Origin of the sequence: Thioalkalivibrio sp. ALE23 (genome assembly GCF_000378545.1) — a bacterium.
Classification (GTDB): Bacteria; Pseudomonadota; Gammaproteobacteria; order Ectothiorhodospirales; family Ectothiorhodospiraceae; genus Thioalkalivibrio.
Window position 1 is genome coordinate 351411 of the sequence record NZ_KB900032.1, and the last position, 21227, is coordinate 372637.

Here is a 21227-nt window from a genome sequence, read left to right on the forward strand (position 1 = left end):
CCCGAAAACGTCATGTATATTAATCGTTGCTAGCATTCGAGATTGTAACGCTACCAGCTGCAATCATCGGGGTATACAGGGGGATGTGTGCTGAATCTCGGAAAATCCAGGCCCGCACTGCTGGGCGTTGATGTCAGTTCGGCGGCCGTCAAGGTCCTCGAGCTTGGTCGACACGGAAAGGGATATCGGGTCGAGGCATTCGCCGTCGAGCCGCTGCCGGACGGTGTCATGGTCGACAAGGTCTGCCAGGACACCGAAGCGGTTGGTGCAGCGCTTGGACGTGCAGTCAAGCGCTCCGGTTCCCGTCTCAAACAATGCGCGATGGCCGTACCGTCCTCGGCCGTCATCACCAAGACCATCCAGCTGTCTGCCAGCCTCAGCGAATCGGAGCTGGAAGGGCAGGTGTTCGTCGAGGCCGACCAGTACATTCCGTACACCCTGGAAGAGGTCAATCTCGACTTCCAGGTGCTGGGGCCCAACGCAAAGAACCCGCAGATGCAGGATGTCCTCGTCGTTGCCTCGCGGCGCGAGAACGTGGAATCGCGCATCGCCATTGCCGAGGCGGCGAAGCTCTCGGTGGAGCTGGTCGACGTCGAGGCCTATGCCATCGAACATGCCTCCGAACGCCTGATGGAGCATATACCCGACCGGGAGAACAAGCCGATGGTGGCCATCGTGGACGTCGGCTCGTCGGTGACGGCGGTCTATGTCGTGTCGCAGTCCGAGGGAGTCGTGTACACGCGCGAGCAGAATTTCGGCGGCCGGATGCTCACCGAAGAGATCATGCGGCGCTACAACATGAGTTACCAGGAAGCCGGTTCGGCGAAGATGAGCGGTGATCTCCCCGCAGATTACGTCAGCGAGGTCCTGGAGCCTTTCAAGCAGACGATGATGGATCAGATCCAGCGGTTGCTGCAGTACTTCTATGTGACGCGACCCCAGGACACCATCGATCACGTGCTGCTCGGCGGCGGTTGTGCGGCCATTCCGGGAGTCGACGAGATGCTGGAGGAAACCACCTCCACGCCGGTTTCCGTGGCCAACCCGTTCCGTGGAATGGCGCTGTCCCGCCGCATCAATCAGCAGCGATTCACCAATGATGCGCCGGCCCTGCTGACGGCCTGCGGCCTGGCACTGCGGGGGCAAACATCATGATTTCTGTCAATCTGCTTCCCTGGCGCGAACGTGCCCGCGAGCAACGGCGCAAGCAATTCTTCGTCTCGGCCGGCGTGGCGGCTGCGGTGGGTGTGGTCCTGGCGTTCGGTGGTTACACCTACATGGAATCCCTGATCGACCATCAGGAAGACCGCAATCAGGTGCTCGAAGAAGAGATCCGCGAACTCGACCGCAAGATCGCCGAGATCGAGGAACTCGAAGAGAAACGCGAGGACCTCGTCGCGCGGATGGACGTCATCCAGACCCTGCAGGCGCAGCGCCCGGAGGCCGTCCACCTGTTCGACCAGATGGTGGTGACCCTGCCGGACGGCACCTACGTCAACGAGATCACTCAGGACGGATCGCGTATTCAGATTCGCGGCCTGTCGGAATCCAACACCCGCATCTCCGCGATGATGCGCAATCTGGATGACTCCCCGTGGCTGGGCAGCTCCAACCTGCAGATCATCGAAACCCGCGAGGAAGGCCGTATCCAGGTGAGGGATTTCCGCCTCGACGCACGGCAGACCCGGCCGGACAATGGCGAGTAGGGAGACTGCCCAATGGACCTGAAGAACCTCAACGAGATCGATTTCAACAACATTGGCGAGGCACCCTGGATCGTCAAGGGGGTGATCCTCCTGGTGATCATCGCCGTGATTCTGGGCCTCACCTACTATTTCGTGATCGACGACCAGCTCAGCGAACTTGAACGGGCGGAGCGCGAGGAGCAGCAGCTGCGTGACGAGTTCGAGGAGAAGCAGCAGCGTGCGGCCAACCTCGACGATTACCGCGAACAGCTCGCGGAAATGGAAGACATGTTCGTGGAGCTGCTGGAGCTGTTGCCGACCAGCGCGGAGATCCCCAGCCTGCTGGTGGATGTGTCGCAGACAGCGCTGCAGACCGGTCTGGAAATCGAGCTGTTCGAGCCGCGTTCCCATCGCGAACGGGATTTCTATGCCGAGGTGCCGATCCGGCTGCGGCTGCGGGGCGACTACGAGGAACTGGCCGAATTCGTCAGCGGCGTCTCCTCGATGCCCCGCGTGGTCACCATGCACGACATGCGCATCCGACGCGCGGGTGACTCGGACTTTGATCTGGTCATGAACGCCGAGGCGCGAACCTACCGCTATCTGGAGGACAACTGATGAGTCGGATCTCCGTCAGCCCCCGGGTACGGATCCTGGCGGTCGCCGTGCTGGGCGCGGGCCTGCTGGGTGGCTGCGCCCAGGACAAGAGTGACCTGCACAACTATATCGCCGAGGTCCACGAACGGCCGGGTTCGAGCATCGAACCGATCCCGACGCTCGAGCCCCACGAGCCCTACCTGTATCCGGGACATACCCGTTCACCGTTTGACTCCAGCGTGATCGAGCAACCTCAGATCGCGGAGGACGAGGGCGAGCCGGGCGATGCCGAAATCGACCCGGACCGGCCGCGGGAATACCTGGAAAGCTACCCGCTGGATTCGCTGTCCATGGTCGGCACCCTGGAACGCGACAACATGCGCTATGCCCTGGTACGGACTCCGGACCGCTCGGTGCAGCAGGTCACGGTAGGCAACTGGATGGGTCAGAACCACGGCCAGATCGTCGAAATCACGCCCACCCGCATCGAGCTGGTGGAAGTGGTTCCGGACGCCTTCGGCGGGCACATTGAGCGCGATAATTCCATCGCCTTGCAGCGGGCCGAAGATCGGTAGGATCCCGGGAGAGACAAACATGGAAATGACATATCGGCACAATGCCGGCAACAGCAACAGGGGGCTGAACATGGGATCTTCCATGCGCGCACTGGCGGGCTCCGCGATGGCGGGCCTGCTGTTCATGGCGTCCCAGGGCGTTTCCGCCCAGGAACTGGAGGATATCCGGGCGGCCAGTATTGGCGGTGATCGGGTACAGGTAAACCTGCAGTTTTCGGATACCCCGCCCGAGGACATCCGCGCCTTCGCGATTGATTCGCCGCCGCGGATCGCCTTCGACCTGCCGGATGCCGGCAGCGTGATGAGCGACCGTCGCAAGGAATTCAACGTGGGGCCCCTGCTGGAGGCCACCGCGGTGGAATCGGGCGATCGTACCCGGGTGGTGCTCGGACTGACGCAGCCCTCCGAGTATCAGACGCGGGTGGATGGCAACAACTTCATCGTGACCCTCGGGCGCGGCGTGACCGAAGCCGACGCGCAGGACGAGGCCGTGGCCGAGCGCGTCGGCGAACCCGAGCCGCGGACGACCCGTTCCGCGCGTCCGGTTGAACTCACCGACATCGATTTCCGTCGTGGCGACCAGGGCGAGGGGCGTGTCGAGGTGGGGCTGTCACGCAGTGGTGGTGCCATCGATGTGCGTGAACAGGCCGGCCGTATCGAAATCCAGTTCGACCGGGCTGCCATCGACGAGTCGATGGAGCGGCGGCTGAACGTGGTCGACTTCGCCACCCCGGTGCAAACCATCGACACGGTCGCCGAGGGCGACCGGGTCCGCATGGAAGTGGCCACCGAGGGAGAGTACGAGGTCGTCTCCTACCAGAGCGACCGGCAGTACGTGCTGGAGGTGGCGCCGATCACCGAGGCGGAGCGTCAGGCGCGGGAAGAGGAAGAGCGCGAGTTTACCGGCGAGCGCCTGTCCCTGAACTTCCAGGACATCGAGGTCCGCTCGGTCCTGCAGCTGCTGGCCGACTTTACCGACCTGAACATCGTCGTCAGCGACGACGTGGACGGCAACATCACCCTGCGGCTGAACAACGTGCCCTGGGATCAGGCGCTGGATATCATCATGCAGTCCCGCGGGCTGGACAAGCGCATGGAGGGCAACGTGCTGTTCGTGGGGCCGGCGGAGCAGATCGCCGCCCGTGAGCGGCAGCGGATGGAGGCCGAACGCGACCGTCAGGAACTGGAACCGCTGCGCACCGAGTTCGTGCAGATCAATTTCGCGCAGGCGGGCCAGATCGCCGAGCTGATCCGGGGCGAGGAAGACCGCTTCCTCTCCGAACGCGGCAGCATGACGGTCGACAGCCGGACCAACACGCTGCTGGTCCAGGATACCCAGCGCCGGATCGAGGATATCCGCGAACTGGTGCGGAACCTGGACGTGCAGGTGCAGCAGGTGCTGGTGGAGACCCGCATCGTGATCGCGGAAGACAGCTTCAATCGCGATCTCGGGGCGCGTTTCGGGGTGACCGGCACGCGGACTCGCGGTGATACCTCGGCGGCCGGTACGGGCTCGCTTACGGGCGCAGATCAGGCGCGAGGCGGCAGCCCGGACGACGCGGCTCTGGCCAATCGCCTCGGCTCTTCCCTCCCGGCCGACGCGGCCAACGCGGGCGAGTTCGGGTTCAGTATCCTGCGTCGTGGTCTGCTGCTGGACCTGGAGCTGTCGGCGCTGCAGGCCGAGGGTCGCGGCGAGATTATCTCCTCGCCGCGAGTGGTGACCACCAATGGTCAGCCGGCCGTGATCGAACAGGGCCAGGACATCCCGATCATCGTGCAGGACGAGGCGGGCAACCCCAATACCGAGCTGGTCGAAGCCTACCTCTCCACCGAGGTGACGCCGCAGATCACGCCGAACGGCAACGTGATCATGGACATCCGCGTGACCAAGGATGAACCGGGCGACGTGGTCTTCGACGACGTCACCATCAACCGCCGCGCCGTGGAGACCCAGGTGTTCGTGGGCGACGGTGAAACGGTGGTCCTGGGTGGCGTCTACGAAATCGACAGCAGCGAACAGGTCCGCGAAGTCCCGTTCCTGGCGGACATCCCGTTCCTCGGCAACTTCTTCCGTAACCGGGCGAGTTCCGAGCAGAAGGCGGAGCTGCTGATCTTCGTCACGCCACGCGTGCTGGACTGAACCCGCCCGGGCCCTGGCGGCCCGCCGGTGGGTGACAGCGAACCCGGGATCCACGGATCCCGGGTTTTTTTTGCTCCGGAGTCCCGGTAGCCTGCCCGCATGCAGAATATTGTCCTGGTGGGCCCGATGGGGGCCGGCAAGAGCACGATCGGGCGGGGGCTGGCGGGACTTTTGCGCCGGGCGTTCCATGATACCGATGACGAGATCCGCAAGCGTACCGGGGTGGATATCCCGACCATCTTCGAATTCGAAGGCGAGGAGGGCTTCCGGCGGCGCGAGACTGCGGTCCTGGATGCACTGCTGGAGAAGGACGGGATCATCTTGGCGACCGGGGGCGGGATCGTGGAGCGGCCGGAGAACCGGGAACGGCTGAAAGACGCCTTCGTGATCTATCTGCGGGTGCCGGTGGAAGAGCAGTTCCGCCGGACCCGGCGCAGCCGCAACCGGCCGCTGCTGAACCAGGCGGAGGATCCGAGGGCCCGACTGCAGGCGCTGTTCGAGCGGCGGGACCCGCTGTACCAGCAGGTTGCGGACATGGTCCTGGAGGGCCGCGGGCGCCGGGTGCGGGATGCGGTCAACGGGGTGTGCTCGGCGCTGCAGATGAAGCGTCCGGACCTGTGCGAGCCGCGCGCGGGGTCGGAGTAGCCCGCGCGGTGATCAGTGCCGGGTCTGGGTGCCGCCGCCGGCCACGAACATGCCTTCGGGGCTGGGGTCCGCGCGTCGCCCGTGAGACGCGTGGTGAAACGCCAGCCGCCAGCCGCCGTCGACGCGCCGCCAGGTCTGGCTGATCAGGATGGTGCCCGTGGGTGCCACGTCGCCCGGCCGGGTGATGGCTTCCTCGATCACCATGCCGAGGCTGTCGTCGGTCTCGAACCGGCCGACGATGCGCGGTTCGATGCCGATGTTGAGTTCGCGCGAGAACACCAGCAGCCAGCTTTCCATCACTTCGGCGGTGCCGCGGTGCGCCCGGGGGCTGCCCGGATGGATGCACACGATGTCGGGGCGGTCGGCCCACAGATCCATCATGTGTTCGATGTCCGCCTCGCGGAACGCCCGGTAGTAGGCGTCCATGCAGGCCTCGACCGCGTCGCCGGCCATCAGTGCACGCTCCGGCGGTTCCAGCGCGAGCGGGTGGTGGGATCGGGGCTGGCATGGTGCAGCACCATGCGCCAGCTCCGGCCGTCAAAACGGTAGGCGTTGGTGGCCAGGACCACGCCGCGCAGGTCTCCACCCATGTACAGGTGTTCGTGCAGCACGTGGGTGACCAGGTCGCTGCCACCGAGCACGGTGAGGCCGGAGCGGCGTATGACGGTGTCTTCCATGCTGGCGAGAATGTCGTCCCAGCTGTCCATGACCAGTTCGATCCCCTGCAGGCGCTCGCCGCCGGGGTGGATGCAGACGCAGTCGGGCGTGTCCTGCCAGACCGCACGCATGGCTTCCGGATCACCGGCTTCGAACGCGCCGTAGAATGCCTCTTCGGCGGCTTCGGGGGAGGAAAATTTCGCCATGGCCGTCCTGTCCTTTGTCCAGATGATCACGAACGCTCCGCGAACGCGGGGGCGGGCTCCTTGTGCCGGATTCTTTCAGTCCCCGGTCCGCGCGGCGAATTCTGCCAGTATCCGCACCGTTGGGGATACGGGAATCCGGCGGCGGCGCTGGTCGCGGGGCGGGCGGAACGTCACAATGGCGCCCCAGCGGTTTCGTTTCCCTGAATCCTCCGACTGGAGTCCCGCCCATGGCGCGCATACTGACGACCGGCATCGTCACCCTCGATCACGTGCTGGATGTCGACACTTATCCTGCCGAGGACGCCGAGGTGCGTGCGGCCGCCAGCCGCACCCGGCCCGGTGGCAACGCCACGAACACCGCCGCGCTGCTGGCACAGTTCGGGCACCGGCCGGAACTGGCCGCGGTGGTGGCGGACGGGGCCGCCGGTGACGACCTGATCCGGCGTCTGCGCGAGCGCGGGATCCACGACCGCCATCTGGTCCGCCGGCCGGGGGCGACGCCGACCTCGCATATCCTGCGCGCCCGCGACACGGGTTCGCGCACCATCGTGCATCACCGGGATCTCCCGGAACTGGCGGCGGAGGACCTGCACGGCGTCGCCTGGGAGGAATACGACTGGTTGCATTTCGAGGGGCGCAACCCGGAGGTCCTGGCCCGGGTGCTGGCCACGGTGCGCGACTGCGTGTACGACGCCCCGGTCTCGCTGGAGCTGGAGAAGCCCCGCGACGGGCTGGAGGCCTGCATCGCGTTCGCCGACATCCTGATGGTCTCGCGCGACTGGGCGCAGGCGCGGGCTGAGGGCCTCGGTATTGGCGACGAGCCGGCGGCGGCCTGCGAGGCGGCCCTGCGGGCCCTGATGGAGGAACACCCGGAGGCCATCATCACCGTCACCGGCGGCCTCGCCGGTGCCTGGATCGGGTTCCGCGGCCGCGTGGAGCACTGCGCGCCGACGCCCGGTCTTAAGGTGATCGACAGCGTGGGCGCCGGGGACGCCTTCAACGCCGGGCTGATCGACGCCATCGCCTCCGGGGAGCCGCCGGAGCGTGCCCTGGTCGCCGCGGTGCGTCTGGCCGAACGCAAGCTGGCGCAGGACGGCCTCGAAGGGCTGGCCCGGGCCTGACGCCGGGGCTGGTTCGGACCCGATCCGGGTCGAGCCGCGGCCTCCCCGGTCCTGCGGGATCATCGCACCGGCCGGGTCGGCTCCAGCCGCAGCCCGCGCACCTCGCCACGGGCCCCGGCGGTCTGCAGGGATTCGGCCCATGGCGACTGGCGGGCGGGCTGGCCGTTGATCTGTTCCACGGTGATGCCCCGGCGGCGTGGCAGCCAGGGCCCGGCCATCAGCCCGCGCAAAGCACCGACGATGCGGTGTTCCCAGTCGGCCGGCTCGATGCGCGTGACATCGGCCGGCCAGATGAACAGCTGTCGCCCGGAGGCCGTGAGGTAGATCGCCGGACGCCCGTCCACCAGCGCGACCAGCGCCCCGGCGACGCGACGCAGCCGCCGCTGCGCACCCGGGGGCGGCTCGGGCCAGGCGAGCAGCGAGCCCCAGGGCTGGGCCGGATCCACGGCCGCCAGCCAGCACGCCTCGTCGGCTTCACTGCCGTCGGCTCCGGAGCCCTCCAGCGAACGCAGCCGGTCGACCACGCCGGCGCGCGCGAACTGGGCCCCCGTCAGCCCCTCGACGAAATGCCCGCGTCGCAGCTTGCCGGCGTCCTCCATCGCGCGGCACACGGGATAGATGCGCCCGAACCCGCCCGGCGACTCCTCCGCCCGCGCCATCTCGCGACTGACCACGCCGTAGCGCGCGAGCAGCACCTCGGTGCGGTCGCGGGCGCGTTCGGTGATTTCGATGGTCGGGTCCACCAGATCGCTCACCCGCGACCAGCGTCCGCCGGCGATGCCTGCCTGCCCCCGACCCGGACCCCTGCCGGCACCCCGTCCGGCGCCACGTCCGGGCCCCCGGCGGCCGCGGGTTGTGGCGGATCGCCCGCGCTGGCCGAGGCCGCGCAGCGGGGCCACCGTGTCGTTGGTGATCAGGCCGGACCACACGCAGTCCCACAGCGCCGTCTCGATGGCGGCCGCCGGGGCCTTGGGTACGGCCTCGCGCGCCGCGCGCTCCAGTTCCATGTAGAAACAGGCCCCGCGCCGGTCGAGGGCGTCGAGGATCGCGCGCCTCAGGCGGGCCTCGATGTCGCCGTCGATCCCGGAAGCGCCGTCATCGGCCGATGCGTCCGACCCCGCGTCCGCGTCGGCCGCCGCAGCCGCTGGCTCCAGCAACGCCCCGGCCTGTTCCCGGCGCAGGAACATCACCCGCCCGTCGCGCTGGCCCAGTGCCCCGCAGCCGACCCAGACGAAGGCCCCGGTGGCCGTGGCCAGGTCCAGTTGTTCCAGCGAGAAGTCCTGCAGCCGCATCGGCAGCACCTGTCCGGTCCAGGCCGACCAGGGCAGGGCGATGCCCTCCAGCTGCGCCAGCACCTCGTGCAGGGCCTCGGTGCCACGCCCCGGGCGGGTAACCCCCTGCCACTGCGGCAGGAACCGCCCCAGCGTGCCGGCGTCCACCGCGGCGGCCTCCTCGCGCAGCTGCGCGAGGGTGCGGCGCTTGAGCCGGCGCAGCACGTCGGTATCGCACCATTCCTCGCCGTGGCCGTCGGGTCGGATCGCCCCCCGCAGCAGGCGCCCGGCCGCTTCCAGCGCCTCCAGTACCGGGCGCACGGCGGCCTCCGGCAGACCGTAGCGGGCGGCGGGCTGCTCCGCGCGGAACGGGCCGCGATTGCGGGCGTAGCGGATCAGCAGCTGTTCCAGCGGCCGCGCCGGCGGTTCCAGAAAGCCGCCCGGCAGACCCGGCGGGGGCACCACGCCCGCGGCATCGCGGTACAGTGCGGCGTCCTCCGCTGCGATCCAGCGCGGCTCGCCGCCGATGTTCACGCGTACCGCCCGCAGCCCGTCCTGCAGCTGCTGCAGCCACGGCCCGGGAGGCGCCTCGCAGGACGCGGCCAGCTCCGCCTCGCTGCAGTCGCCGAGGCGGCGCAGCAGGTCGTGCAGTTCGTCCGGGTCGGTGGCGCGGGTGCCCGGCGCGGTACGGGCCAGTTCCGCCTCCAGCGCCGCCAGGGCCTCGGGGTCGATCAGCTCGCGCAGTTCGGCCTGGCCCAGCAGTTCCGCCAGCATCCCGCGGTCCAGGGTCAGCGCCTGCGCCTTGCGTTCGGCCACCGGGGCATCCTGCTCGTAGATCCACGCCGCCACCCATGCCGAGACCAGGCTGCGGGCGAACGGCGAGGCGCGCGGCGTCTCCACCTCGTGCACCCGGATCTCGCGCTGCTGCACGCGCCCCAGCAGGTCGCGCAGGGCCTCCATGTCGAACACGTCCGCCAGCAGCTGGCGGTAGGTCTCCAGCACCACGGGGAACCGAGCATGCTGCTGCACCGTGGCCAGCAGCTGCTGGGCCTTCAGGCGCTGGGCCCACAGTGGGGTGCGCTGTCCGGGCCGGTTGCGCACCAGCAGCAGGGCACGGGCGGCGTTCTCGCGGAACAGCGCGGCGAAGCGGCTGGAGCCGGCCGCCTCGCGGGTGACGAGTTCCTCCACCGTGTCCGGGTCGGGGAACAGCGTCGCGGGATCCGGCAGATCCTCGCGATCCGCCAGGCGCAGCACGATGCCGTCGTCGGTGTACATCACCTGGGCCTCGCCCTCGGCGCTGACGCTCAGCTCCGCCTGCAGGGCCATGGCCCACGGGGCGTGCACCCGCGCGCCGAACGGTGACAGGATGCACACCCGCCAGTCGCCCAGTTCGTCGCGGAAGCGTTCCACCACGATGCGCCGGTCGGAGGGTACCGCGCCGGCCGCCTCCATCTGTTCGCCGATGTACTCCGCGAGCTCGTCGGCGGCGGCCGGCGACAGCGGTGCGTTGCGGCAGAGCCAGTCGCTGCGCGCGGCCGGCTCCAGCCGCGCCAGGGTCTCCGCGGCGGCGCCGATGGCGCGCCCCAGTTCCACCGGACGGCCGGGGCCGTCGCCGTGCCAGAACGGCAGCTTGCCGGCCTCGCCGGGGGCGGGCGAGACCAGCACGCGATCGCGGGTGATCGCCTCCACGTGCCAGGTGCTCGCGCCCAGGGTCAGGTTCTCGCCGGTCTTCAGCTCGAAGACCATCTCCTCGTCCAGTTCGCCGATGCGCGGGCCGCCTTCGCCGGCATGCACCGCGTACAGCCCGCGATCGGGGATGGTTCCGGCGTTCAGGCGTGCGGCCATGGCCGCGCCGCGCCGCGGGGTCAGCTCGTCGCGCGCGCGGTCCCAGGCCAGCCACGGGCGCAGATCCGCCAGTTCGGTCCCGGGCAGGTTGCCGGCGAGCATGTCCAGGGTGGCCTCCAGCAGGCCGCGGCCGAGAGCGCGCCATGGTGCGGCCCGGGTGACCAGGGCGTGCAGCTCGTCCACCGTGCGCGGCTGCTCGCAGACCATGGCCACCAGCTGCTGGGCCAGTACGTCCAGCGGGCGCCGGGGCATCTGCAGGGGTTCCAGTGCCCCGGCGTGCATGCGCTGACCGATCACCGCGCATTCCAGCAGATCGCCGCGATAGCGCGGCAGCATCAGCGAGCGCGACACCTGGCCGACCCCGTGGCCGGCGCGTCCGGCCCGCTGCAGCCCGCGCGACACCGCACCCGGCGACTCGACCATGACCACCAGGTCCACGGCCCCCATGTCGATGCCCAGCTCCAGCGAGCTGGTGGCGATGATCCCGCGCAGGTGGCCGGTCTTCAGCCGGCCCTCGATCTCGGCCCGCCGGCCATGCGATACGCTGCCGTGGTGGGCGGCGACCAGGTCCTCCGGGTTGTCCTCGTCGCAGCGCTCCCGCCATGCCTCGTTGATGCGCTGCACCAGGCGTTCGCACAGGCCGCGGCTGTTGACGAACACGATGGTCGAGCGATGCGCGAGGATGGCCTCCAGCAGGCGCGGTTCCAGACTGGCGGCGCGCCCGCCCTGCGGTCCGGTGACCGGCGGGCCCGGTGGGCTGCCCGTTGCCTGCCGGCCCGCGCCCTGCTGCCAGGCCTGGCCCAGCAGCGAGCCGCCCGCGATCGGCGGGGCTGCGGAGCGGGTTTTATCGTCGGCTTCGTCCGCGTCCGCGTCCGGCGTTCCGGAGGCGGACGCCGTCTCCTCCGGAGTGACGATCTCCAGATCCAGCCGCGGCGGTTCGGCGGCATCCACGACCTCCACCTCGCGGTCGCCGCCGAGGAACTGTTGTGCGACCTCGACCGGGTGCACCGTGGCGGACAGGCCGATGCGCTGCGGATCCCGCGCGCAGCGTTCGCTCAGGCGTTCCAGCGACAGCGCCAGATGGGCCCCGCGCTTGCTGCCGGCCAGGGCATGCACCTCGTCGACGATTACCGTGTCCACCGTCTCCAGGGTCGCGCCGGCGCGCGAACCCAGCAGGAGGTAAAGCGATTCCGGGGTGGTGACCAGGATGTCGCCCGGTTCGCGTGCCTGACGCCGCCGCTCCGTCTGCGGCGTGTCGCCGGTGCGGATGTCCACGCGCGGGGTGGCGACGGGCCGGCCCTGGCGTGCGGCGGTATGGGTGATCCCGGTCAGCGGCGCGCGCAGGTTGCGTTCCACGTCGGCCGCGAGCGCCTTCAGCGGCGAGACATACAGCACGCGGTAGCCGGGCGTGATTTCGGCGCCGGTGCACTCCGGATCCGGGGCCCATTCCCGGGCCGATTCCGGGGGCGATTCCGGGGGCTGTTCCTCCATCCGCCGGTCGAGTGCATCGAGGAACGCGGCCAGGGTCTTGCCGCTGCCGGTGGGGGCGATCAGCAGGGCATGCCGGCCCTCGCGGATGACCGGCCAGCCGGCGCTCTGGATCGCGGTGGGGGTGCCCAGGGCTTCGCGGAACCAGGCATCGGTCGCCGGCCCGAAGGGCGTGCTCATTAATCGGCGTTTCCCTAGGCGTGGCCGACGGTGGTGTCGGTGCTGGCGTGGAAGTACTCGCTGTCGCGGGCCAGTTCGTCGACCAGCTCGTGCAGCATGGCCAGGCGGCTCTCGGCATCGGAGAACGGCGAGCACTCCTCGCAGCGCACGTCGCCGCAGGGCTGGCGGCTGTACAGCCAGAAGTGCACCGCGCCGGCCAGCAGGCCATCGGCGACATCGCCGGTGTCGACCGCGTCGCCGTCCTCGGCAAGGCGGTTGGCCAGGTCGATCAGGCGGCGCGCGGCGTTGTTGTAGCTCTCTTCGGGGCTGTCGGTCTCGTTCATCTTGTATCGGGCTCGCGTTGGCGTTGGGGCCCGGGAGATCATCTCCGCGGGTCCGCGCCCCAGTTTACCGGGAATTGGCCAGCGACCGAAGGAACAGCGGGATGCGGCGTTCCTCGGGCGAGAGCCCGCCGTGTGCGCCGCGGAAGAACGGGCCTTCGTCATCGGCTGGCGGGTCCACCAGGTAGGCGTCGGCTGCGGGCAGGAGGAGGTAGTCGCCGGCGCGGGCCCGCAGCTCCGGATGTTCCGGTCCGGGGCCGAGGGTGGGGGCGGGGGTGTCGCCGGCCATCCAGGCCTCGCGCGGCAGCAGGGCGATATCGTCGCCGAAGCTCTGCGCGATGGCGGCCTCGAACGCGGCCTCGCGGCCCTCGCGCACATGGGCCAGCGCGGCGCGCGGTTCGCCGGTCAGGCGGTGCCGCAGGCAGTCCTGCACCGCCGGGGCCTCGCGCAGGTCCAGACGGCGCTCCACCGGGCGCATGCCGTGGTCGGCGGTGGTCAGCATCACCGCGTCGGTCCCGGCGAGCTGGGCGCAGGTGGCGGTGTAGGCGAGATCCAGCTGCTTCAGGTGGTGTTCCACCTCGGGGCTTTCGGGACCGTATTCGTGGCCGAGGTGATCCAGCTCCGACCAGTAGACGTAGGTGAAATGCGGCCCCGGATGCGCGCGTACATGGGCGGCCACGCGCGCCGGCAGGTCGCTGATGCCGTCGAAGCCGACAAACCCCGCACCCTCGCTCATCATCCGGTTGTAGGGGGCGTGGCCGATCCACTTCGGGCCGATGAAGGTGCTGGGGCATCCGAGGCGGTCGATGATCCGGTCCGGCTGCACCCGGGCGGCGAGTTCGCGATGGTCCAGCCGCGCGGGCTGGTCGTCGGCGCCGCGCTCCTCCGCCATCAGCACCGTCAGGGTGCGCGCCGGTTCGGCCAGCCGGGTGTGCCAGCCCAGCAGGCCGTGGTGCGCCGGGTGCCGGCCGGTAAGGATGCTGGTGATCGCGGTGGCCGTGGTGCTGGGGAACACCGTCTCCAGCGTGGCGTGGTGGTCGGCCTGCATCAGGGGGGTGTGCCGCCGGTAGTCGTCGGCGAAGCCGTCGATCAGCCACAGCACCACGTGGGTATCCGGGCCCAGGGCCGGGTCGATGTCGGCCAGGGCACCGGCATGTGCCGGCGCGTCCGGATTGAGGGAAGCCTCGACACGCCCCAGCAGGTCCATCAGCCCCGGCCCGTCGTGGCGGGCACGCAGGATCTCGGTGATGGACATCAGGCCTTCGCGCCGCCGTCACCGCCTTCGCAGGGCGGCGAGTCGGGGACCTGGCCGGCCCGTTCGAACCACTGGTCCGGGTCCAGGGTATGCAGCGCCAGTGCGTGAATCCCGCCGGCGAGTTCGTCGGCCAGGGTGCGGTTCACCATGCGATGGCGGGCCACCAGCTTCTGATCGCGGAAGGCTTCGGAGACGATGGTCACCTTGAAGTGCGATTCCGAGCCCGGCGGCACGTTGTGCATGTGGCTCTCGTTCTCTACCGCCAGATGCACCGGCTCGAACTCCGCCTCCAGTTTGGCGGTGATCTGTTCCTGCATGCTCATGGGAGACTCCTGTTCAGGCTCGGCGTGACGAAAATGGCTCACCAGTCTGCCCGGACAGGCACGGATGTCCAGAGCCGCCGCCCGCGGGGCGGGCGTTTCCCAAGGGATGACGCAGCACGGTGGAGGGTTATACTGAGCGGCTTGTCCATGTGGCCGGGAGCCATGCATGACCCCAGTGATCCAGGATACGGGCGCCTTTCGTCGCTGAAATGAAACGCGTGCAGCACCTCGACGAGCTGGCAACCCTGCTGGAAGCGGGAGTTGACTGGCAGCGGGCCAGCGGGGTGGTGGGCCTGCCCGCCGGCCGCGCCGACCCGGTGCGCGCGCTGGAGACAGCCGGCTGGGTCCGTCCCGAAGAGCGGCCGCTGCTGAAAGCCCTGAAGGTTGCCGGGCGGCTGGACCGGGCCCTGCGACTGCTGGCCGACCGGCTGCATCGCGAGGAGAACACCGAACGACGGATCCGTGCCGGATTGCTGCTGCCGGCGCTGCTCTGGGTGGTGGCGCTGGTGCTCGCACCCCTGCCGGCGCTGTTCCGGGGCGTGCTGGATGGCCCCGGTTACCTGTTCGCCGTGCTTCAGCCGCTGGTGGTGACCGGGTTGCTGGTCTGGGCCGCGTTTCGTTTCTGGCGTCCGCTGCTGCAGGTGTGGCAGCGCTGGTGGCTGCGGCCCGGGCGCCTGCCCGGGGCCGGCCGGCGGCAGGCGCTGTTGCAGGATCTGGGTCTGGTTCTGGGGGCCGGTGTGCCGGCGGATCAGGCCCTGCAGGGCCTGGCCGCGGCGGAAACCGGCGAGCTCCGGCGGCGACTGAACACGGCGGCGACGGCCTGTGCGGAGGGGCTGCCGTTGGTGGAGGCGCTGCGACGCGAGGCCTTGCTGGACCCCGACCGCGAACCCGGGCTGCTGTCCTCCGGCGAGGCGGCCGGCCGTCTGCCCTCGGTGCTGCAGTACCGCGCCCGCGAGCTGGACGGGCATCTGGCCCTGCGTCGCGAGATCGTGGCCGAATGGCTGCCGCGCGGGGTGTACCTGCTGGTGCTGGTCTACATCGGCTACTGGCTGGTGGTCTGAATCACCCGGGATGGCCTGTTCAGGGGGTTTCCGCCGTTTCGGCCTCCGGATCGCGGAGTTCGAGATCGACCATCAGCTCGTTGGCCAGGGCTTCCAGATCGTCCTGCAGGGAGTGCAGGTCCACGCCTTCGGGCACCCCGAGGCGGGCGCGGGCACGGAACATCGGCTCGCCGGTCATCGAGGCCGGCTCGACGGCCGTGTCCAGGTTCTCCACGCCCACGCCGTGACGCGACAGCACGGCGGTGATGTCCTGCACGATACCGGGCCGGTCGTGCCCCATCAGGTCCAGCAGCACCTTGTGCCGCGCGGGGACGGGCTCCGGCACCGGCAGGTCGTCGCCCCGCTGGATGTGGATCTGCAGACCCTCGCCTTCCAGCTCCCGCAGCGCGGTCTCCAGGGCGTCGACGCCTGCGGTGTCGGCCTCCAGCATCACCACCCCTGCGAACTGCCCGGCCAGCTGCGCCATGCGGCTCTCCAGCCAGTTACCGCCGGCCTCGTGCGCACGGGCCGCCACCTTGCTGACCAGCCCCGGGCGATCCGGACCGATCAGTGTGAGAATTACCGAAGTCTTCATGGTCGATCTCCTGTCTTCTGGCGCCGCAGCGGATCCTCCATCGTACGGCAAGTCCGGGCTGGCGGGTATCGTGGTGCCGGGGCAGGGCGAACGTGTACATTGAGCCGGATTTCCCCGGGCCGCACGGGCGCACCATGACCACCGATCCGCAGGCGCAGCAGGAAGCCGTCTCCACCGGGCTGGAAGGCCTGGACCGGGTGCTCGACGGGCTGCGCATCGGCGATAACGTGGTCTGGCGGGTCGACGACATCGAGGACTATCGCCGCTTCGTCGAGCCGTTCGTGGCGGCGGCCCGCGCCCAGGACCGCTCCATCATCTATCTGCGCTTCGGCTCCCACCCGCCGCTGGTGGAGGCCGGTCCGGGGATCGAAGTGGTGGCCATCGACGCCCTGCGCGGCTTCGAGCCGTTCACCCGCCACGTCTTCCGCCTGGTCACCGAGTACGGCCGCGGCGCGTTCTATCTGTGCGACTGCCTGTCGGATCTGCTGGATGCCTGGGCCACCGATCACATGGTGGGCAACTTCTTCCGCGCCATCTGCCCGTATCTGTACGAGATGGACACGGTGGCCTGGTTCGCGCTGCATCCGCACAGCCATTCGCATACCACGCTGTCGCGCATCCGCGAGACCACGCAGGTGCTGATCGACGTGCGCCGCGCCGGCGACGCGGTGCACGTGCAGCCGGTGAAGGTATGGCAGCGCAGCTCGCCGACCATGTTCCTGCCACACCGCCAGCGCGGCACGCAGTTCGAGCCGGTGGTGGACAGCAGCGAGGCCACGCGGCTGCAGGCCCTGCTGGAGGAACAGCGCCCCGGCCAGCAGCACGGGCGGCAGCTGCTGGACTACTGGGATCGCCTGTTCCTCGCCGCCTCCGATGCGCTGGCGGAGGGGACGCCGGCGGCCGACCGCGCCCGGGTACAGGACGAGATCCTGCGGGTGCTGATCGGCCGCGACGAGCGCATGCTGGAACTGGCGCGGCGCCACCTCGGTCTGGAGGAGCTGCTGGCGATCCGCAGCCGCATGGTCGGCAGCGGCTACATCGGCGGCAAGGCCGCGGGCATGCTGCTGGCGCGGCGCATCCTGCTCGCGCAGGACCCGCAGCGCTGGGGGCGGGCACTGGAACCCCACGACTCGCACTTCATCGGCGCGGACGTGTACTACGCCTATCTGGTGCATAACGGCTGGTGGCCGCGGCTGATGCGCCAGCGCACTGCGGAGGGCTATTTCGACGAGGCGCACGGCCTGCGCGAGGACATGCTGCACGGCGAGATCCCGCCGGAGGTGCGCCGCGAGCTGGAGCGGGTGCTCGACCACTACGGGCAGTACCCGATCCTGGTGCGCTCCAGCAGCCTGCTGGAAGACGGCTTCGGCAACGCCTTTGCCGGCAAGTACGAGAGCGTGTTCTGCGTGAACCAGGGCAGTCCCGGCGAGCGCCTGGCGCAGCTCGAGGACGCCATCCGCCGGGTCTATGCCTCGACCATGAGCCACGACGCGCTGAGCTACCGCCACCAGCGCGGCCTGGTGGACCAGGAAGAACCCATGGCGCTGCTGCTGCAGCGGGTCAACGGCCGCTACCACGGGCGCTACTACCTGCCGGAGGCCGCCGGGGTCGGGGTCTCGTGGAACACCTTCGTCTGGGACGGCGCGCTGGATCCGTCCGCCGGGATGCTGCGCCTGGTGCTGGGGCTGGGTACCCGCGCGGTCGACCGGGTCGCGCGCGATCATGCCTGCGTGGTGGCGCTGGACCGGCCCGAGCGGCGGCCGTTTCACAGCCGGGACGAGTTGTACCGCTACTCGCAGCACGCCGCCGATGTGCTCGACATCGAGGCCAACCGCGAGGCCGCCGTGCCCGTCCAGCAACTGGCCGGGACCGCACCGGACCTGCCGCTGAACCTGCTCGGCGAGATCGACCGCGAGGCTGCGCGGCGCGCCCGCGAACAGGGGCGCGAGGAGCGCCTGTGGCGGGTGACCTTCACCCCGCTGCTGCAGCGCACCGGCTTCGCCCCGCTGATGCGCGAGCTGCTCAAGACCCTGGAGGCCGCCTATGCCCACCCGGTGGACGTCGAGTTCACCGTGCATCTCGACGCCGACGGCAACGCCGGCGTGAACCTGGTGCAGTGCCGGCCGCTCGCTACCCTGGGCAGCGACCGGCCGGTGGAACTGCCGGACGGGGTTGACCCGCAGCGCCTGTTTTTCGCCAGTGACGGCCGCTTCATGGGCGGCAATCTGGACCTAGCCATCGATCGCGTCATCCGCGTGGACGGCGCACGCTACGCGGTGCTTTCCCGCCCGCAGAAATACGCCGTGGCCCGCCTGGTTGGTGCCCTCAACCGCCAGTACGCCCGTCCCGAAGACTGCGCCACGCTCCTCATCGGCCCCGGCCGCTGGGGCACCAGCACCCCCGAACTGGGCGTGCCCGTGCGCTTCGCCGACATCGACCGCGTGCGCATGCTGGTGGAGGTAGCCGAATCCGACGCCGGCATCGTCCCCGACCTCTCATTCGGCAGCCACTTCTTCCAGGGCCTGGTGGAGGCGCGGATCGCCTACGCCGCGCTGTTCCCCGCCGAACCGGGCTGCGAGTATCACCCCGCCTGGCTCGACGGGTGCCCCGCGCACACGCCCGAGGTCGACCACGAGGTGGCCCTCGGCGAGCCCGTCGACCCCGCCGTACGCGCCACCGTGCAGGTCCACGACACCCGCGACGCCGCCCTGCGGGTGGTCGCCGATGTGGTGCAGCAGCGCCTGCTCGCCTGTCAGCCCGGCAACCGCTAAAATCCGCTGCGGTCCGTCGCGTGAAGACGATGTGGACTGCTGTGCAGAGGAGGTCGCGATGCCGCTCCCGGTGGTGTTGAAGGATGTCCTGGAACAGATGGATCCGCTAACGGATGGCTGGCAGACCTATGTCCAGCGGGCGACCGGTGAGGTGGTGGGCTTCAGCGATGAAGACGAGATCCTGGCCGAGGAAGATCCGGAGGAGCTTCCGGAGTGGCAGCAGGAGGTGCTGCAGACGGTACGGGCCGTACATGCTTCGGATGACTATGTGCGGCTTCCCGACCAGTTCGACTTTGACGAGTACGGGGTGATGGATCAGTTCTGCCGTCTGCAGGAAGATCCGGACCTCCGCTCCGAGCTGCTGGAGGCCATCCGGGGGCGCGGTGCGTTCCGCCGGTTCAAGGACCTGATCCATGACAGGGGGATCGACCAGGACTGGTATGCCTGTCGCGACCAGGCGCTGAAAGCGTTTCTCGCCGATTTTTTCGAGGCGGAGGGTATCCCTTTCGTCGACGAGTAGGCGCAGGCCTCGCACTGTCCGGGAAAGGGTTTGCGGAAGGGTCTCCCGTTCCGCGGCGGAGCCGGTGCGTGATGTGTGGCGGCCAGTGGCGATCCAGGGGCGTTAGTCGTGGTAGAGCATGCGCCGGGTCATGCCGCCGTCGGCGGTCCAGATCTGGCCGGTGACGAAGCCGGAATCCGGGCCGAGCAGGAAGGCGGTGAGGGCGGCGATGTCGCCGGGCTGGCCGACGCGCCCGGCCGGATGCTGGGTGTGGTCCTGTGCGGACAGCGGCTCGGCCTGTTGCTGGCCGGGGCCGCGGGTGTCGATCCAGCCGGGGCGGATGGCGTTGACGCGGACTTCCGGGCCGGCGCTGACGGCCAGCGCGTGGGTGAAGGCGTCCAGTCCGCCCTTGCTGGCGGCGTAGGCCTCGGTGTCCGGCTCGGACTGCAGGGCGCGGGTGGAACTGATGTTGACGATGGCCCCCCGGCGGCGGCGCAGCAGGGGCAGGGCGTGCTTGGCGAGCAGGAAAGCGCCGGTCAGGCTGGTATCCAGCCAGCGCTGCCAGTCGGCCAGCTCCAGCTCTGTCAGTGGTCCGGAGTGCGGGTCGCTGATGCCGGCGTTGTTCACCAGGGCATCCAGGGCGCTGTGCCATTCCTCCGTGCGCCGGATGGCCTCGCGGACCTGTTCCTCGTCGCGGACATCCAGCGCGATGGCGCGGGCGGCGGGGCCCAGGCGCGTGGCGGCCCGTTCGCATTCGCGGCCGTCGATATCGGCCAGCACCACCTGCCAGCCATCCCGCACCAGGCGCTCGGAGATACCGAGCCCGATCCCGCGCGCCGCGCCGGTGACCAGCGCGACCCGAGAGTGACTTTGATGGGGTGTGTGCTCAGCCATGGAAAGTCACCGGTCAGCCTTGCTGCCCACGGATAGTGGTGCTACGCGTGGCGACGTGAGTCATGCGGGGTCGGTCTCGTGCGCGAGCATGTTCATGATCAGGCGGATCATCGTTTCCTTGTTGTCGGGGTCGGATTCCGCCACCAGCAGGGTCAGAGCTGCGAGGCCCACATCGTTGATCACGGGCTCGCCGGTTGGGCTGATGAGGCGCTGATTGCGATGCAGGAAGTCGACGAACAGGTAGGCGGCGCTGCGTTTGTTGCCGTCGGAGAACGGGTGGTTCTTGATCACGAAATACAGCAGGTGCGCAGCCCTGGACTCGACCGTAGGGTAGGCCGGTTCGCCGAATACGGACTGGTCCAGGTTGCCCAGTAGCGACTCGAAGCCGTCGCCGCGCTCCTGGGCGAAGAGTTCGGTTGCCTGTTTCTTTGCGACCAGGTCTTTCTTTAGCGTGGCGAGGGCGCTGCGCGCCTCGTCGGGTGTTGGAAGTGTGCCCCCACTCTCGGCCCTGGTCTCGGTCAGCAGGCCCTCGTCGTAGCGCTGCAGCAGGAGGAAGGTCTGGGCGTAGCGGGTCACGATGTCGACCAGCCCGCGACCGGCTTCCACGCCGAGTCCCGGGCTCCGCGCGGTGCGGCGCACCAGCTCCAGTGCCGCCTCGAGTTCGCGGGCGTTGGTTTCGAATCGCTGGCGGTTGAGGGTCCAGCCCCGGGTCAGGTGTTCGCGCAGCACGCGGGTGGCCCATTGGCGGAAGTGCACAGCACGGCGGGAGTTGACCCGGTAGCCAACCGAGATGATGGCGTCGAGGTTGTAGTGCTTGATGCGTCGTGAGACCTGGCGAGCGCCTTCCTGTCGAAGTACCGAGGAATCCTCGGTAGTTGACGGTTCATCGAGTTCGTCGTCTTTGTAGATGTTCTTCAGATGCAGACCGACGTTGTCGGTTGAGGTGTCGAAGAGCTCGGCCATCTGCCGCTGCGTCAACCAAACGGTATCGCGTCCGGTGTCCAGTCGGACTTCCACGATGTGGTCGGCATCATCTTCGTAGATGACGATCGGGGTTTCGTCTTCCCGGGTCATGTCGGCTCCTCTTCCCTGAGGGGGTGCTGTTTTATAACTTTTTCCT

General features: G+C 69.2%; 19 protein-coding genes. 10 read left to right on the top strand and 9 right to left on the bottom strand.

What is annotated here, in order from left to right; all coding sequences use genetic code 11:
* Positions 1-87 precede the first annotated feature (87 nt).
* The 6 genes from F573_RS0105335 (at position 88) to F573_RS0105360 (ending at position 5642) form a co-directional block, all read left to right on the top strand.
* Complete coding sequence (locus tag F573_RS0105335; protein ID WP_026300810.1) at positions 88-1155, top strand: pilus assembly protein PilM; 1068 nt, start codon at positions 88-90, stop codon at positions 1153-1155.
* On the top strand, positions 1152-1706 hold the full coding sequence (locus F573_RS0105340; RefSeq protein WP_018870992.1) for a PilN domain-containing protein: 555 nt from the start codon (positions 1152-1154) through the stop codon (positions 1704-1706). The genes F573_RS0105335 and F573_RS0105340 overlap by 4 nt, the downstream gene beginning before the upstream one ends.
* A 12-nt stretch (positions 1707-1718) precedes the next feature.
* Positions 1719-2303: a type 4a pilus biogenesis protein PilO gene (locus F573_RS0105345; RefSeq protein WP_018870991.1), complete on the top strand. Its 585-nt coding sequence runs from the start codon at positions 1719-1721 to the stop codon at positions 2301-2303.
* Positions 2303-2857 carry a pilus assembly protein PilP gene (locus F573_RS0105350; protein ID WP_019021738.1) on the top strand — a complete coding sequence of 185 codons (555 nt, stop codon included), beginning with the start codon at positions 2303-2305 and terminating at the stop codon, positions 2855-2857. Before F573_RS0105345 ends, F573_RS0105350 begins: the two co-directional genes overlap by 1 nt.
* Positions 2858-2876: 19 nt before the next feature.
* The gene (gene pilQ, locus F573_RS0105355) at positions 2877-4997 is read left to right on the top strand and encodes a type IV pilus secretin PilQ (protein ID WP_019021739.1); all 2121 of its coding nucleotides are present in this window, start codon (positions 2877-2879) and stop codon (positions 4995-4997) included.
* Positions 4998-5096: 99 nt separating this feature from the next.
* The gene (locus tag F573_RS0105360) at positions 5097-5642 is read left to right on the top strand and encodes a shikimate kinase (RefSeq protein WP_018870988.1); all 546 of its coding nucleotides are present in this window, start codon (positions 5097-5099) and stop codon (positions 5640-5642) included.
* Between the two features lie 12 nt (positions 5643-5654).
* Here F573_RS0105360 and F573_RS0105365 read toward each other — a convergent pair whose 3' ends face one another.
* Positions 5655-6095: a nuclear transport factor 2 family protein gene (locus F573_RS0105365; protein ID WP_019021740.1), complete on the bottom strand. Its 441-nt coding sequence runs from the start codon at positions 6093-6095 to the stop codon at positions 5655-5657.
* Positions 6095-6505 (bottom strand): nuclear transport factor 2 family protein, encoded by a 411-nt coding sequence (locus F573_RS0105370; RefSeq protein WP_019021741.1) that lies wholly within the window; start codon positions 6503-6505, stop codon positions 6095-6097. Before F573_RS0105370 ends, F573_RS0105365 begins: the two co-directional genes overlap by 1 nt.
* Before the next feature lie 227 nt (positions 6506-6732).
* Here F573_RS0105370 and F573_RS0105375 point away from each other — a divergent pair, with 227 nt between their 5' ends.
* A complete protein-coding gene (locus F573_RS0105375; RefSeq protein ID WP_019021742.1) occupies positions 6733-7626 on the top strand; it encodes a PfkB family carbohydrate kinase in 894 nt (297 codons plus the stop codon).
* 59 nt (positions 7627-7685) lie between these two features.
* Here the strand turns inward: F573_RS0105375 and F573_RS0105380 are convergent, their stop codons facing one another.
* The 4 genes from F573_RS0105380 to F573_RS0105395 all read right to left on the bottom strand — a co-directional run bounded on the left by F573_RS0105380 (position 7686) and on the right by F573_RS0105395 (position 14308).
* Positions 7686-12410: a DEAD/DEAH box helicase gene (locus tag F573_RS0105380; RefSeq protein ID WP_019021743.1), complete on the bottom strand. Its 4725-nt coding sequence runs from the start codon at positions 12408-12410 to the stop codon at positions 7686-7688.
* A gap of 14 nt (positions 12411-12424) precedes the next feature.
* The gene (locus F573_RS0105385; RefSeq protein ID WP_018870983.1) at positions 12425-12733 is read right to left on the bottom strand and encodes a hypothetical protein; all 309 of its coding nucleotides are present in this window, start codon (positions 12731-12733) and stop codon (positions 12425-12427) included.
* A gap of 64 nt (positions 12734-12797) precedes the next feature.
* Positions 12798-13985, bottom strand: a complete 1188-nt coding sequence (locus F573_RS0105390) for an alkaline phosphatase family protein (RefSeq protein ID WP_019021744.1) — start codon at positions 13983-13985, stop codon at positions 12798-12800.
* The gene (locus F573_RS0105395) at positions 13985-14308 is read right to left on the bottom strand and encodes a BolA family transcriptional regulator (protein ID WP_019021745.1); all 324 of its coding nucleotides are present in this window, start codon (positions 14306-14308) and stop codon (positions 13985-13987) included. The genes F573_RS0105390 and F573_RS0105395 overlap by 1 nt, the downstream gene beginning before the upstream one ends.
* A gap of 209 nt (positions 14309-14517) precedes the next feature.
* Here F573_RS0105395 and F573_RS0105400 point away from each other — a divergent pair, with 209 nt between their 5' ends.
* Positions 14518-15369: a type II secretion system F family protein gene (locus F573_RS0105400; protein ID WP_019021746.1), complete on the top strand. Its 852-nt coding sequence runs from the start codon at positions 14518-14520 to the stop codon at positions 15367-15369.
* Between the two features lie 19 nt (positions 15370-15388).
* Here the strand turns inward: F573_RS0105400 and F573_RS0105405 are convergent, their stop codons facing one another.
* Positions 15389-15943, bottom strand: a complete 555-nt coding sequence (locus F573_RS0105405) for a glycine cleavage system protein R (RefSeq protein WP_018870979.1) — start codon at positions 15941-15943, stop codon at positions 15389-15391.
* Positions 15944-16077: 134 nt separating this feature from the next.
* On the opposite strand from F573_RS0105405, the gene F573_RS0105410 reads away from it, so the two are divergent.
* On the top strand, positions 16078-18714 hold the full coding sequence (locus F573_RS0105410; protein ID WP_019021747.1) for a PEP/pyruvate-binding domain-containing protein: 2637 nt from the start codon (positions 16078-16080) through the stop codon (positions 18712-18714).
* 58 nt (positions 18715-18772) lie between these two features.
* On the top strand, positions 18773-19234 hold the full coding sequence (locus tag F573_RS0105415; RefSeq protein ID WP_019021748.1) for a UPF0158 family protein: 462 nt from the start codon (positions 18773-18775) through the stop codon (positions 19232-19234).
* A 102-nt stretch (positions 19235-19336) separates the two neighbouring features.
* Here F573_RS0105415 and F573_RS0105420 read toward each other — a convergent pair whose 3' ends face one another.
* The gene (locus F573_RS0105420) at positions 19337-20107 is read right to left on the bottom strand and encodes an SDR family oxidoreductase (protein WP_019021749.1); all 771 of its coding nucleotides are present in this window, start codon (positions 20105-20107) and stop codon (positions 19337-19339) included.
* A gap of 60 nt (positions 20108-20167) precedes the next feature.
* Complete coding sequence (gene rhuM / locus F573_RS0105425; RefSeq protein WP_019021750.1) at positions 20168-21181, bottom strand: virulence protein RhuM/Fic/DOC family protein; 1014 nt, start codon at positions 21179-21181, stop codon at positions 20168-20170.
* Positions 21182-21227 lie beyond the last annotated feature (46 nt).